The 14,533-nt window shown below is 45.2% G+C and carries 13 protein-coding genes; all 13 read right to left on the reverse strand.

Translation table 11 applies throughout. The features are described 5' to 3' along the window. Window positions 1-32: 32 nt before the first annotated feature. The 13 genes from BN8899_RS19480 to BN8899_RS19545 all read right to left on the reverse strand — a co-directional run bounded on the left by BN8899_RS19480 (window position 33) and on the right by BN8899_RS19545 (window position 14,524). Window positions 33-539, reverse strand: a complete 507-nt coding sequence (locus BN8899_RS19480; RefSeq protein WP_065220593.1) for a hypothetical protein — start codon at window positions 537-539, stop codon at window positions 33-35. Further along, window positions 536-1,549 (reverse strand): hypothetical protein, encoded by a 1,014-nt coding sequence (locus BN8899_RS19485; protein WP_065220594.1) that lies wholly within the window; start codon window positions 1,547-1,549, stop codon window positions 536-538. The genes BN8899_RS19480 and BN8899_RS19485 overlap by 4 nt, the downstream gene beginning before the upstream one ends. A gap of 25 nt (window positions 1,550-1,574) precedes the next feature. Next, window positions 1,575-3,479, reverse strand: coding sequence for a type II secretion system protein GspD (locus tag BN8899_RS19490; protein ID WP_065220595.1), 1,905 nt, complete (start codon window positions 3,477-3,479; stop codon window positions 1,575-1,577). Window positions 3,480-3,518: 39 nt separating this feature from the next. Then, window positions 3,519-4,928 carry a GspE/PulE family protein gene (locus BN8899_RS19495; protein ID WP_065220596.1) on the reverse strand — a complete coding sequence of 470 codons (1,410 nt, stop codon included), beginning with the start codon at window positions 4,926-4,928 and terminating at the stop codon, window positions 3,519-3,521. After that, window positions 4,925-5,398, reverse strand: coding sequence for a hypothetical protein (locus BN8899_RS19500; RefSeq protein WP_065220597.1), 474 nt, complete (start codon window positions 5,396-5,398; stop codon window positions 4,925-4,927). Before BN8899_RS19500 ends, BN8899_RS19495 begins: the two co-directional genes overlap by 4 nt. A gap of 8 nt (window positions 5,399-5,406) precedes the next feature. Continuing rightward, on the reverse strand, window positions 5,407-5,850 hold the full coding sequence (locus tag BN8899_RS19505) for a type IV pilin protein (protein WP_231932437.1): 444 nt from the start codon (window positions 5,848-5,850) through the stop codon (window positions 5,407-5,409). 573 nt (window positions 5,851-6,423) lie between these two features. After that, entirely contained in the window at window positions 6,424-6,684 is a 261-nt protein-coding gene (locus BN8899_RS19515; RefSeq protein ID WP_065220599.1) for a hypothetical protein, read from the reverse strand. Between the two features lie 255 nt (window positions 6,685-6,939). Next, the gene (locus BN8899_RS19520) at window positions 6,940-7,176 is read right to left on the reverse strand and encodes a hypothetical protein (RefSeq protein ID WP_065220600.1); all 237 of its coding nucleotides are present in this window, start codon (window positions 7,174-7,176) and stop codon (window positions 6,940-6,942) included. A 100-nt stretch (window positions 7,177-7,276) separates the two neighbouring features. After that, window positions 7,277-7,621 (reverse strand): hypothetical protein, encoded by a 345-nt coding sequence (locus tag BN8899_RS19525; protein WP_018339025.1) that lies wholly within the window; start codon window positions 7,619-7,621, stop codon window positions 7,277-7,279. Between the two features lie 6 nt (window positions 7,622-7,627). Then, window positions 7,628-8,737 (reverse strand): RHS repeat domain-containing protein, encoded by a 1,110-nt coding sequence (locus BN8899_RS19530; RefSeq protein WP_082987139.1) that lies wholly within the window; start codon window positions 8,735-8,737, stop codon window positions 7,628-7,630. 733 nt (window positions 8,738-9,470) lie between these two features. After that, window positions 9,471-9,941 (reverse strand): hypothetical protein, encoded by a 471-nt coding sequence (locus tag BN8899_RS19540; protein WP_065220603.1) that lies wholly within the window; start codon window positions 9,939-9,941, stop codon window positions 9,471-9,473. Between the two features lie 287 nt (window positions 9,942-10,228). Beyond that, on the reverse strand, window positions 10,229-10,609 hold the full coding sequence (locus BN8899_RS20875; RefSeq protein ID WP_018339023.1) for a hypothetical protein: 381 nt from the start codon (window positions 10,607-10,609) through the stop codon (window positions 10,229-10,231). A gap of 12 nt (window positions 10,610-10,621) precedes the next feature. Next, window positions 10,622-14,524 (reverse strand): RHS repeat domain-containing protein, encoded by a 3,903-nt coding sequence (locus BN8899_RS19545; RefSeq protein ID WP_065220604.1) that lies wholly within the window; start codon window positions 14,522-14,524, stop codon window positions 10,622-10,624. Window positions 14,525-14,533: the final 9 nt, after the last annotated feature.

Raw genomic sequence — 14,533 nt, forward strand, 5'->3', positions numbered from 1 at the left:
CTCCACTTTTTATCATTTTCAATTCTCCATTTTCAATTTTCAATTGTGAGTTGTTGTATCACCAACGTCATCCGCAACTGGCGCTCTTTTTTCGCCCGGTCATGAAACAACCGGAATCCGGTAGAAACAACTCGTCCCAACCCCTCCGCCGATTCCACGTGATGCATCACCCGAAGCAGGGAAACAAAACTACCGGACAACACAAGTTCCCCCGTGTGCACCCGCAACCGCCCTTCTTCCCGTGTCAAATAAGGAGTATACTTCACGATCTTCACCCCGTTATTCTCCACGCTTTCCTCTATGCGTTGCAAAATAACCCCGTTGTTCAATACCTGTTTGCCAGTCACCTCGCTTTCCGGCAAACGGGTCGTACTCCCGGACTCGCTTGCAGACAAACGGTCGATCGTCGCTTGCCGGGCTTTACACTCCCGCCAAATCCCCACGGTTTGGCGAAAACCGAAAAACCAAGCTACCAAGGGAACCATTACAATCATTCCGACCAATTTCAACAAACCTCGATGTTCATTCCACGCTCTCATAGGTCTATCAATATTTTAAAATGAAACAATCCCGTTTCCCGGTCTTTATCCAACGAAAGTAACTTCACCTCCCGGGAAAAATCCAATTCTGACAAAGCCCCCGTGAACACGGTCACCTCCCCGGAGTCGGCAGTCTCTCCCGACAACTCGATATACCCCTCCCGCAACACGAGCGGTTTTCCCTCCTCTATCGTCTTCAACAAAGGATTCACGTTCAAAGTTTCCAAATTCACTTTCGGGGGAACAACCGCGGCAATCCTATCAAGTACGGCACAATAATGTTCCGTGCCATTACCCTTGAATTCCCGAACCACACGCTCCATTTCACGGGACAATTTTTCCCGATCTGACACATCCCGTTCCAAAGCGAACATCTCCGTCTGCTGGCCGGCATATCTCTCACGGACAGAAGAATTCCACAAATAATTCACTAACAATAACCCCAGCAAGCAACACAACATCATGAATTTAATCTTACCGGCAACCAACCCCGCCAACAAGTCCCCACGTGTACCCCCGTGCAGCAAATCCCGCCAACCGGCTTTTGTCCCGTAGAAACGTTCCGCTAAAAACAAGGCAACTTCTTCCGGTTTATCCGAACTCTCGCTTTCCACTTGCATTTCCAACACGGGCACCCGGTCACGGCGTAATACTTCCTCCAACGCCTCAATCCGATCCCGCCGGGTAAAATTCAACACGACTTCTCCCCCTTCACCCGACGAGGACGAATGTATCAAATCCCCGTTTCCCGTCACCCGCTCCATTCCCTCCGTATCATCCGCCAGAAAAACTTTCCGGATCACCCCGTGTCCCGAGATTTCCAACAATGTCGGCTCTTTCAGTTTCATATTCCCCAACTCCTCTATTTCCACATCCGGCACGACTCGTTCCACTTGAATTTTACCCTTCTCCCGGACAATATGCACGATATCAGCCCGTGCCGTCCCATCCTGCTGCAACCGGGCAAGAACCACGACAACTCGCTTAAAAACAAACTCTAGCCACCCCATATTACAATCTTTTTTAATCACAGAATCAATAAATGACTTGCGGTTTTATAAACACGTTCAACTTCTGGTCTACCTTGTTATTTTTGGTTTTCCCAAACAACCATTTCAACACGGGAACCCGGGCTATAAAAGGCAAACCACTGGAAGACTTCTCCCTCGTGTTATTATCAATTCCCCCGAGCAACACCATTTCCCCGTCACGCACCTGTATCTGCGACTCGAAACTACGGGTCACCGATCCGGGAGGAGCCTCTTCATCCACTTTCCCTTCCCGTTCAGTAAACTGGCTCTGCTCGATCTTCACGTTCAACGTGATCTTCCCGTCCTTGCTCACGAAAGGAACAATCTCCAGACTCAAATTAGCCTCCACCTCTTTCCACGTGTAAGACTCCGAGGGAACGGGTGTCTGCGAACCGTAATAATTCGTCTGCACCTCCTTGTAATATTTCTTCTCCCCGCTTTTCAACTTTGCCTCGTGACCGTTCAAGGTGGACAACTTCGGGGTAGACCGCAACTCTATATTCCCGGCAGCCTCCAAAGCTTGCAAATTCATATAGAAATTGGGCGTTACTTTCCCCAGGTTGATCGAACCGAACCCGTTGAAACTATTAATCAACCGATTAATCGAAGTTGCAGACAAAGACATCTCCATCCCCGGGCTGAACGTTCCCGAGGTCTTTGCCGGGCCATCCTTCCCGATTCCCGCTTCAATCCCGACCTCGTGCAACACGCTCTTTTTGCTATCCACGATCAGTACTTCTATCGTCACGAGCGGAATACTTTGGTCTATCGACTCCAAAAAGGATTCCACCTGTTCCACCTGCCGACTGCTTCCACTCGCTATAATGCTGTTCTGTTCCGCGAAAACCTGCACTTGTGTCCCGGTCTTCAATGCCGCGGGAATCAAATCGACCACCTTATCCACCGTACGATAGCGCAACGGGATAACCCGTATTGTAAGCAGCGATTTATCTTTCGCCGTGGAACCGAACACGTATATTCCCCCTTCTACCTGATAAGTAAACGGAGTTCCCGCGAACAACACGTTCAGCAACGTACGTGCATCCACATCTTTCACGAATATGGAAGTCTGTTGATCGAGCGACGTCAGGAACAATCGGCTCATTTTCAAAAGCTCACAAACCTCCAGCACGATATCATGAATATTTCCGCTGTTCACCGCCACGGTAATCCTTCCCGTGCTATCCACCCGAATCTGGTCGGGAGCAAAACTCCTTCTCCGAGCGTAAGAAGGAAACGCCGCCGGGGTATTCCCCGCCTGTGGTGGAGGAGCTAACAATGCCCATCCTCCCGATTTCGTTTGCTCGCTTTCCAGCCCGTTCACCGACGCCAAAGTGCGTATCGCCTCGTCAACAGGCAATCCGGCTGCAAACCCGGAAACCCGAGTCGTGTACAACGCACGGGGTACGGTTACATTTATCCCTGTCAATGCGGTAATTCGTTTCACCACCTTCACCAAGTCGTCATCCAGCAAATCATAACACAACTTCGTTCCCGTGCTGTCTATTTCCACTTGCACCTCCCGGGGAGGCGCTACAACCGGGATCGGTTCACTCAACACGAGAATATTTCCCACCACGTCCAATTCCAGATTATACTCTTTACACAAAAACTCCAACAAATCGACCAACCTTGAACGGTTAAAATTACAGGTTACCATACGTCCCTCGTCCACCTTCACGCACAGGTTCACCTCGTGTACCCGAGCAATATTACGCAGCAATTCCCCTAGCGACAACCGTCCTACCGACAAATCGATCTCCGTGAAATAAGCACTGTCCAACGCCGCCGCCCGTTCCAACCTATTCCGTATCGAATCCATACTCACTCCCGGTACACCCGTCTGTCCCCGCACGTTTCCCCATCCCAAGAATAACAGTCCTAACATCAAAATCACATTCCATTTCATAATAGACATCATATTTCGTGATAAATTCTCCATTTTCAATTATATAAACGGCAGTACCTCCTCCAACGACGTTTTCCCCTCCTCCAACAACTCCATCGCCGAATCGCCCAACGTGCGGATATGCCTTTCCTCGAGCAAATGCCCCACGTCACTCCGGGCTTCCCGAATAGCTTTCGCCAACTCCTCATCCACGGGTATCACCTCGTAAATTGCCTTCCGCCCGCTATACCCCGTGTAGTAGCAACTCTCGCAACCTACCGCTTTATGTAAATTCGCACCCTTGAAATTCTTTCCCAATTGTCTCCTCGTCTGCTCGTCCGCCTCCACCTTCTGTTTACACTCGGGACAAAGCAAACGCACCAGGCGTTGCGCCATACACAAAACCAACGTGTCGGAGATCAAGTAAGGATGTACCCCCATATCGATCAACCGGGAAACACTTCCCCAGGCACTATTCGTGTGTATCGTGGATAGAATCAGATGTCCCGTCAACGAACTGCGGATAGCCATCTGAGCCGTATCCGCATCCCGGATCTCTCCCAGCATAATCACGTCCGGATCCTGCCGTAAAAACGTACGCAAGGCACTCGTGAACGTCAACCCGATTTCCTCTTTCAGTTGCACCTGATTGATTCCCTCCAAAGTATACTCCACGGGATCCTCTATCGTGAGAATATTGCTCGTGATACTATTCAACAGGCGAAGCGTGGCATACAACGTAGTACTTTTCCCCGAACCCGTGGGACCACTGATCAACACCAACCCGTGCGGGTGGCGGATAGCCTCCAGGTATGCCTCCAACTGTTCCCGGCTAAACCCCAAGTTTTCCAGTTCAAGCAGTTCCACCTGCCGGGTCAACAGACGCATCACCACCTTCTCCCCGTGTATCGTCGGCAATGAAGAAACCCGCACGTCAAAACGAGCTCCTCCCGAATCATGCAAAATACGCCCGTCCTGCGGCAAGCGCTTCTCCGAAATATCCAAGTTCGCCAAAATCTTCACCTGATTCACCAGCGCGGCATAATTTCCCTTCTCCACCACGTGCCGCTCCAACAACTTCCCGTCAATACGAAAACGCACCCGGCACCTTCCCTCGTATGATTCCAAATGAATATCACTCGCGTGCTCCCGGTGTGCCTCCTCGATCAACCCGTGCAAAAAACCTTTTCCCCCGGCAAATGTCGTGTTCATTTCCTTGCTCCCGTGTTGCACTTGACGGTAACAACGCCCGAGCAAACGGGCAAATTCCTCCCCGGGCAAAAGGACGACTTTCAAACGCCTCCCCGTCAACACCTCCACCTCCGTAATCGTATGCTCGTAATCCGCTTCCTTCTCTCCATAGACATAGAGTTCATCTCCCTTCACCTCGAAAGGAATCAGGCGATACTCCCGGGCCTCCCTGGAGGTGAACACCTCCAAAGCCTCCGTGGCAACAACAATTTCTTTCATAACTCCATCAATCGATAAATTAAACGATATACCACATAACACGCGTAACACACTCCTACCGTAGACACTAAAGGAATCCCCCGAACAACCTCTTTCCCACACGAACGGATCGCCCACCACAGCAACGTCAACGTGAAAGCAGCTACCAAAAACGACGTGTATTCCCTCCACCCGAAAGAGGGCGTCAGGCAAAGCAAAAACAACACGTCACCCATCCCCAGATACTCCCGGAACAGATTAGCCTTCCTACCATACCTCACGACAAGATACAAACCCACCCCGCACATCAAGAAAAGCAGAACACCCACGCCGCCCATCACCCGTGATAGACATACCTTTCCCCCGTGCATCCAACAACTGCCTGCCACGGTCAATGCCCCGAAAAACAGTAGAGGATACAAGCGAATCACCCGTTCCCTGAAATCCGAACGGATCATCCAGGCTAACGGAATAAATGCCAACAACTCCATCGGGGAATCTAATCTTTGGTCACTTCTTTCAGCTCCTTGTCTTGATTGATCTCCCACACGTTATACTCCCCGTCACCGTCAAAATCGACCACAGCCGTCGCTCTCGCCCGAAATCCCTTCTCGTTCGCTTCAATAATCTCGATCTTGTAATTGGCATTTCCCCCGTCCGTGGACAACTTGGCTTGCTCGAAGCCCAATTCCTCCAACGAAGTAGAATAACGGGAATGCGTGTAAAAATTGCTTTTTTGCAACGTGTGTAGAAACACCAGTTGCTGCTGTGCCTCCGTACTTTTCGCCTTCGAGATCAAAGGCATCAGGTTAGGCAACGCTATTAACACTAGGATACCGATAATAACCAGTACCACCAATAATTCCGGCAAAGAAAAAGCCGCAAAAGACTTGTTTCCCAGATCACGCCGTTTTCGTCCCAGTAATTTTTGAATCGTTCTCATATTTGCAATCAGATATTTAATAAAAATACAATTCACAAAAAATACCACACTCTTGGCTGATCTTTATAAAACACCCACCACTTTATCTTTTTCTCGATATAAAGACAGTGGATAAATATATATAATAATTATTCCCCAAATTGTATCACATTTGTACCGATTTGTCTTAATATTTTCTTAAAATTTTAACCCATTTTCCTACAATAGGCTCTCAATTTTAACATTTACATCTAGCAAATTTTATCAATCATCTAGCAATCATTGATTTAATTTGCAAATTTTACATATTAATCAATTTCCGCCACTAGAGACTTTTGACAACTATCGCAACATCACAAATCGGAATATTTCAAGGGATAAACCATCCCACATATTTGATAAATTCAGAAAAATCATTTTCTTTATACCTGGGAGTCAAAACTAAAATATAACCAGCTATTGCCGCAAATTTCAAATAATGATCACATTTAAACACAATACAACGATCACTTTTCATACTGATTATATGACCTCTAATAATATTTTCTCCATATTGACTTTCAAAATCCCAAGGTTCGATTACCTTTTTAAATATCAATCTTCAATCTCTTTATTCTCTATTAGACACTTTAGCATATACTGACATGCCTGATCTTCATTTGCAAATTTTCTAATAGAATGTTTTTCTCCTCTCTCTTTATAATAAACCTCATAGCTCATTGTATTCTTTTCTTTTTTCACAATTAAAGCAAGTTTATCATCATCATTTACTGATCCATATATACCATGCAAGTAATAATTATCTTCTGGTATATCCAACTCCTTAAGCTTAACATATAATTCTTTTAATGTCATATAATCTATTTCAAAGTGATGCAATGATATTTCTCTTAATTAAAACATTAACACTTACGGGTGATTAAAATTGAAATGATTCTCTAACTTCAAAAGGCTTTAATACCGTCAACCACTCCCAGCTTCGTGCCATCGGCAAGATAGCTGTACGTGACTGTCGGCGTCGTCCCTGTTTTTACCACTGACAACAAATTTAAAACATTATACGTCAAGTTCAAATTTTTACGGATGTCATTTACTAGATTCCCGTTTTTATCATACAGGTAAAAAACCGGTCACGTTACCCCTCGATAAACTTGTCAAACGGTTACCCGTGTAAGTATACGTTTGCGTTACCGCCGCCGAACCGGTACGGGTAAGGGTCAAAATATTGCCGTTCTTGTCATAGGTCAAGCCACTCTCGTCAAAAGCGTTACTACCGGAAAGGGCACTCCAGGGACTCCCGTTACGCTGGTAATGAACGCACTTCTTTTTATATGCAAAAAGAGGCAAAATATAACTCTATATTAATTTTGAGGAGAAGAATAAATCCTCCCCTCAAATTTCCCGAAAATAACTCTATTCTAGTAGACTTTTAAAGAATAATACATTCTCAAATTGAATTCTCCATTTTTTTTATACTACCAATAATCGCAAACTTTATATTTCTTTCTAACTCTTTCTCGTTAAGCTTTTCATCATATTCGCCAATAAATATACCCCCATTCACCACAACGAAGCCTTGTGTTAAGTCTGAAAAATCATTTTCTTTATACCTGGGAGTCAAAATTAAAATATAACCAGCTGCTACTGCAAATTTCAAATAATGATTACTCTTAAACACTATACAACGATCACTTTTCATACAGAGTATATGACCTCTAATAATATTTTGTCCATCTTGACTTTCAAAATCCCAAGGTTCACCAACTGAAATACAATATTCTTCCTGTTCCATATAATTTCACTTTAGATGTTGCCAATTTATTAATCTCACTTTAACAATATCCAATGTCATAAACTCAGATCCCTTACCCATCATTCCATTTGCTGGTAAAACTTTAGTACCATTTCGCAGTAAAGTAGGGTTATTTAAAATTTGGAATTCAACACGAAGACTAGGAGAAGTCGGTAATGCTAAACGATTTTGTGCTTTAACTGCTGTTTTATAAAGATCTTTTGTAAAAAAAGTCTCTCCACTCCTTCCTCCTCGAAGTAAACCGGTTTCTTGAATTGCTTTAAGTTCGCCTTCTGTCATATATCTAAAAGCATTTCCTCCTTTTTTAGCAACAGAACTCACTTTTTTCAAAGTACTTATTTTCCCTATCGGCAATTTCCTACTAGCAGCAAATTCACCCAAAAACAAAACAGAACTCGCGGTAAAACTTCCCAACTCCTCACTCGACATGGAAGGTATTCTTGCCACAGAATGGATAACATTCCCCAATGCATCTGCCGTTTTATTTTGTCCATTAACAAGAGTACTGATAAACGTGACATCTGCCAAAAAATTTATTATCCCCCCGGCAATATTGTCTAGATCCTTTAAAAGTAAACCTGGTTTAGATGATCTAGTATCAAGCCATCCCCAAAAATTATTATTATTTTCTTCTATTCTCTGATTCCAGCCTTTAAGAAACCCGGGAGGATCTCCTACCCACATCCCGTTAGGATCTATAAAACGAATCGGGGCATTTAAAGCATAATTATAAGGAGACCATGAATTGTACTTTTCTGCCATCAAGTCCATACCGAACCACCTTCCCAACTCCCAATCGTACATCCTCGCACCGTAATCCAACCAACCCAAACCTCCCGTCACCTGATCTTCCTTGCCGTTGTACTTCCAGCGGCTACCCGCGTCAACGTTACCTCCCGAAACCGCGTACCTGCCTCCAAACGGGTAATAATCATTCCGCTCTTTCACCGCTCCAAACTGATCCACGATTACCCTCACGCTACCCAGGTGATCCGTCAAAAAATAACGGACTTCATTCCCAACTCGGGTAGAAGCGTTCGCCACGATTCGTCCNTCCTGCAAACAAACCGCTTTCAAGTTGAACGTTACTGCCATTTCTCACGTATGTCAAAGAACCCAAGTAGCAAAAACCGTGGTCACTACCGTCAACCACTCCCAGCTTCGCACCATCGGCAAGATAGCTGTACGTGGCAGTCGGTGTATCCCCTGTTTTTACCACAGACAACAAATTTAAAACATTATACGTCAAGTTCAAATTTTTACAGCTGTCATTTACTAGATTCCCGTTTTTATCATACCGGTAAGAACCCGTCACGTTCCCTCTCGATAAACCGGTTAACTGGTTACCCGTGTAAGTGTACGTTTGCGTTACCGCCGCCGAACCGGTACGGGTAAGGGTCAAAATATTGCCGTTCTTGTCATAACTCAACCCGCTCTCGTCAAAAGCGTTATTACCGGAAAGGGCACTCCAGGCATTCCCGTTACGCTGGTAATGAACGCTTCCCTTCAAACGATTCAAATCATCGTAAGAAAAGCGATACATCATCGCGGCATTCGTCCCCTGCTGCCACTCCCACTCGCTAATATTACCGCTATATAGTCTTGTGGTGCCGACCTGGGGCGATTCATAACGAAGTTTCATCTTGAACGGGGTACTTTCTTTACCCGTCAGCCATCCTCGCGTGTTATAAGATAGTATTTCCTCCACGCTGCCATGCTTCTGCTTGACTAAACGCCCCACCCCGTCGCGCGTGAAAAACTTTCTTACATTTGAGGAAAACTTTTATTGTTCCCCTCAAATATCTATACTCTATTCTGTAAACTTTTTCTAGGGCAATACACCGTAATCCAGGTAACCCAAATCTCCCGTCACCAGCTCCTCCTTCCCGTTGTACTTGAAACGGTTCGCAGCTTGTTGCGGGTAATCCATTCTCGCATGCCTTGCCCCGAAAGGATAGTAATCGTTCCGCTCCTTCACCACCCCGCTACCATCCACGATTACACAAACACTACCCAAGTGATCAGTCAGGAAGTAATTCACCTCCTGACCGCCCGTCCCCGTCAGGATCACGCCATCCCCAAAACTCGCCAACTCCAACTGCAATCCAGAACTGCCACTCTTGTATGTCAAAGAACCCACGTAGTCAAAACCGTTGCTCCCCGCGTCACGTACCCGCAACTTCATCCCGTCAGCTAGGTAACTGTAACTTGCCTTCAACGTGCTACCGGTCTTGACTTCTCTCAACAAATTTAAAACACTATACGATAAATTCAAAGCACGACGGCTATCATTTAACATGTTACCCACCCAATAGACAACACCTTCCCCGTGTTATCCGTGTACGTTTCCACGCTTTTACCATCCTCTTCCAAGACGTTAAGCCTATAAGTTATCTTGCCACCTTTGCCAGAATAATTCCAAACCTAACAAAATAAATATCGAGGAGATTCTATTTTTCCTCCTCGATATTTCAAACTTTCGATATGTAACCCAAAGTTACCGGTACAAATAAACTTTTTCTAGGATAATACAATATCAAGCTAGCCAATAAAAATCAACAGAATAACTTAACAGCAAGCCCACCTCTATTTAAATTTTGATAATCTATTAAAATTACGAATTTTAGTATTTTCAGATTTCAAATAAGTAGAATAGATCATTACAGGTATAGCCACTATTATTGGTAACACTATGTATGTATAAAATGTTTTTCCTAAATAACAATGACACCAAAAATATCCCATCGTCCCTATTGCAGCCAAAACAATTAAAAAAATCAATAAATTTAACAAACCATTTTGGACAGCATAAACATCCCGGTCATCATATTTGCAAACTTTTCCACATTTCTTACAAGTTATTTTTAAAGTTTTTCTCGCACTAACAGAAAAATCATCACAACTATTAGAACAAGTTCGGATTGTGATCTCTTTCCTACAATTTTTGCACATAACTTTCTTTTTCATTTTTTTTATTTATTAGCGTTTTGTTTGGAAATAAGCTTGTCGTGCTTCATTCAACCAATTAGATCCTTTAAATTTCCCTTTGTTCATTTGTAAAAAGCGTATCCAAGGATTATTCGATAAAATAGGTTGAGTTGAATAAACAGCAATATTTTTAAAATACTGACTTCCTTTAAAAGTTGACGTATTACTGAAATAAACTGATTGTCTTGCAGATAAAGATCCCTGTACATAACTAATAACATCAGTATTTCCTACTGGCAATGGCAGCATTCCATATTCTAAAGCCATCACAAAACTAGCATCTGTATTATATTTATTTACAATCCTTTTATATTCATCAGAAGTATTCCATATCATTTCCAGTCTCTCTAGTCCCATCGCTTCTTGTAAACGAATCGAATTGATTTTATCTTGATTTTTCATATTCGCATAACAAAAACGAAGCTTTAGATCCCACGCCAAATAGTGTCCTTGATAAACATCTGGAACATCAGACCATAAATCTTTATTAGAAACACCATAAGAAAAATCTCCATTATAATTTTCCGCTATTGGGCCAGAGTAAATACTTGCACCTTCTATATATGAAGATCCTAACCATTTCAATCCTCCATTTGCATGAGGAAAAACAAAGTTAACATATTGAACATCAATCCCTCCTAAGTCACTAAACCATGTTAATTCCCCTGTTTTTATATTCAGATTCCATTCATCCACCCACATTCCATTCGGATCAATATAACGAGTTGGTTGATTCAAACAATAATTATAAACACTACATGAATAATAATTCTCAGATAATGGATCCATACCGAACCACCTTCCCAACTCCCAATCGTACATCCTCGCACCGTAATCCAACCAATCCAAACCTCCCGTCACTTGATCCTCCTTGCCGTTGTACTTCCAGCGGCTACCAGCGTCAACGTTGCCTCCCGAAACCCCGTACCTGCCTCCAAACGGGTAATAATCATTCCGCTCTTTCACCGCTCCAGACTGATCCACGATTACCCTCACGCTACCCAGGTGATCCGTCAAAAAATAACGGATTTCATTCCCTACCCGGCTAGAAGCGTTCGCCACGATTCGCCCGCCTGCAAACAAGCCGCTTTCAAGTTGAACGTTACTGCCATTTCTCACGTATGTCAAAGAACCCAAGTAGCAAAAACCGTGGTCACTACCGTCAACCACTTCCAGTTTCGTGCCGTCGGCAAGATAGCTGTACGTGGCGGTCGGCGTCGTCCCCGTTTTTACCACAGACAACAAATTTAAAACATTATACGTCAAGTTCAAATTTTTACAGCTGTCATTTACTAGATTCCCGTTTTTATCATACCGGTAAGAACCCGTCACGTTCCCTCTCGATAAACCGGTTAACTGGTTACCCGTGTAAGTGTACGTTTGCGTTACCGCCGCCGAACCGGTACGGGTAAGGGTCAAAATATTGCCGTTCTTGTCATAACTCAACCCGCTCTCGTCAAAAGCGTTATTACCGGAAAGGGCACTCCAGGCATTCCCGTTACGCTGGTAATGAACGCTTCCCTTCAAACGATTCAAATCATCGTAAGAAAAGCGATACATCATCGCGGCATTCGTCCCCTGCTGCCACTCCCACTCGCTAATATTACCGCTATATAGTATTGTGGTGCCGACCTGGGGCGATTCATAACGAAGTTTCATCTTGAACGGGGTACTTTCTTTACCCGTCAGCCATCCTCGCGTATTATAAGATAGTATTTCCTCCACGCTGCCATGCTTCTGCTTGACCAAACGTCCCACCCCGTCGTACGTGAAAGTGTTCGTTGCTGCCGTGCCATTATTTAATTTTACCGAGGTAGACAGCAAACGTCCCCGGTGATCATACACGTTCCCGGTTTCAAGCACGTCAAAGCTCGTGGCGCTATACCCGTGTGCCTCCCGGCCCTTGACCAGGTTACCCCTGAAATCATACGCCATATCTGCCCGGCTCTTGTAACCCAGATAATTATCGCCGATCGTCTGTACTACTTGCCCCCGGTCGTCATAATAAGTCGTGGAGGTCAACCACTTTGCCGTCCCCACTACCCGTGTTGAAACGCTAGTCACGTGTCCTGTTACCTGTACGCAACTAGAAGACGAGTACCCCGCCGTCGCCTCGAAAGCGTGAAAAGCACGCCCGCCAACCGGGACGTAATCATCGTACGTCGTGTACTGCAAAGCCTCCCGGGAACCGATTGGAACGTAATTATCACTCACGGAAGCTGCCGCCTGCAAACCGGAATGAGAGGCTGAAGCCAACACGACCTCCCCCGTTTCAATCACTCGATTCTGATTGTCATACAAGGAATAACTCCATTTCCCGGCATTTGCCGCCCGTTGGTTTCCATCCTGTCTTAACACTAGCCGATCCCGGTTGTCATAAACCATGTACACGGGATCACAACCCGGCAAACGCTTCACCACCTGCCGACCGAAACCGTCATACCCGTAATAATAAGCGTACTGTTCAAGAACTCCCGACGTCAACGCCCCCCGGGCATTTGCCTCGGGTGGCAACACGTACCGCAACCGACCTAAATCATCATACACGTTTGACGTTCGTAACGCCTCTCCCTCCAGGTAAGCTACCCGTTCTATCAATCGGCCTTGTGCATCCGTGAAACTCTCGGTTATATGCCCGTCTTCATCCGTTATCCGTTCCCGGTATAATGAATTTGCAAGGTAATAACCGCATTTCGCTAATGCCTCGGTACCATTTATTTTCCAACGGCGTACCTCGTTAGCGGCATTCGTGCCATACTCGTGAAGCACCTTCTTGTTCCCCTCATGCCATGCCTTGCCGGGTCCTTGCTCTGTCACGACACGTCCCGTGGGACTTTGCTCAAAACTCGAGGAACTATACGCGCTATTGCCCTCGCCCGAACCATAAATCGCACTCCAGCGAGACACGAAACCACTTTCTTCATGGAAAGTTCCATCACCCGACGCACCTTCGAAAGGAAGGTATCTCTTCTCCTCCCGTCCCCACTTCCCGTAACTAAACGGTTGAACGATATCTTTACCAGAGGGAGAAGCTCCTTTCTCCACCACTTGCAAAGTTCGGTCACCCGCCCCCGAATACGTGATATCATCCACTCGTTTAGACGGATCGGGAATTTGGCTTTCGAGAACGTAAACACCATGTACCGTGTAATTCTTATCCTTAGCGTACTCGCCCCCGTTCCACACTCGCACGTTAGCGTGTCCCGACATCATAACATTTTCTCGCTCTTTACGTGCCCGAATCTGGTAATAGCCAGGTTCCCTAACCTTAAATTCAATCGGGTGTTCCCGGTATAAAAGCTGTTTCTCCGCCTCAAGTTCTTCTTCAAGCCAAGGACGCTCCGATATGTAAGGCAAATCATCCAACCTGGGATTATCCTCGCCATAGACATATTTTACTTCTTGTCCATCCCGCAATAAAGAGTATCTCACACCCGGTTCGGAACCGGACAGACGGATAACGACAGAATTCGTGTCGACAACCGTACCACCCCCGGAAACCTCAAAACGGTTTACGTTCCCGTATCTCCCGAGTTGACGCACGAGAAAAAAACGTTCTTCCGGTAAATCCAATTTCCATTCGCGGTAATACTCACTCCTTGATTCCGGAATCGTTATGGTTAACTGAAAATAACATGAGTTGGTTCCTCCCAAGTTAGAAACCTCTACCTTGAAAGAAGAACACGCCGAACCTCGCAAACTTTCTCGAAATGCACTTTCCAAATTACTCTCGTAAGTCGGGCGGTACGTGTAGAAAGTCGCCGTGTAAGTTCCTCCTGACACGGGAACAATTATTTGCCCGGGATCAAATAATTGAATATTATCCAGGATACTTTGTCCCGCGACAAAGTGGCTGCATAAAAATATGTGCAATAAAATATATATCGTTCTCATAACATATCA

Origin of the sequence: Butyricimonas sp. Marseille-P2440 (assembly GCF_900091675.1) — a bacterium.
Classification (GTDB): Bacteria; Bacteroidota; Bacteroidia; order Bacteroidales; family Marinifilaceae; genus Butyricimonas; species Butyricimonas synergistica.

Bases quoted from the DNA above. Each gene is read 5' to 3' on its own strand.
- BN8899_RS19480 (WP_065220593.1), bottom strand. From the start codon at position 539: ATGAGAGCGTGGAATGAACATCGAGGTTTGTTGAAATTGGTCGGAATG.
- BN8899_RS19485 (WP_065220594.1), bottom strand. From the start codon at position 1,549: ATGGGGTGGCTAGAGTTTGTTTTTAAGCGAGTTGTCGTGGTTCTTGCC.
- BN8899_RS19490 (WP_065220595.1), bottom strand. From the start codon at position 3,479: ATGAAATGGAATGTGATTTTGATGTTAGGACTGTTATTCTTGGGATGG.
- BN8899_RS19495 (WP_065220596.1), bottom strand. From the start codon at position 4,928: ATGAAAGAAATTGTTGTTGCCACGGAGGCTTTGGAGGTGTTCACCTCC.
- BN8899_RS19500 (WP_065220597.1), bottom strand. From the start codon at position 5,398: ATGGAGTTGTTGGCATTTATTCCGTTAGCCTGGATGATCCGTTCGGAT.
- BN8899_RS19505 (WP_231932437.1), bottom strand. From the start codon at position 5,850: ATGAGAACGATTCAAAAATTACTGGGACGAAAACGGCGTGATCTGGGA.
- BN8899_RS19515 (WP_065220599.1), bottom strand. From the start codon at position 6,684: ATGACATTAAAAGAATTATATGTTAAGCTTAAGGAGTTGGATATACCA.
- BN8899_RS19525 (WP_018339025.1), bottom strand. From the start codon at position 7,621: ATGGAACAGGAAGAATATTGTATTTCAGTTGGTGAACCTTGGGATTTT.
- BN8899_RS19540 (WP_065220603.1), bottom strand. From the start codon at position 9,941: ATGTTAAATGATAGCCGTCGTGCTTTGAATTTATCGTATAGTGTTTTA.
- BN8899_RS20875 (WP_018339023.1), bottom strand. From the start codon at position 10,609: ATGAAAAAGAAAGTTATGTGCAAAAATTGTAGGAAAGAGATCACAATC.
- BN8899_RS19545 (WP_065220604.1), bottom strand. From the start codon at position 14,524: ATGAGAACGATATATATTTTATTGCACATATTTTTATGCAGCCACTTT.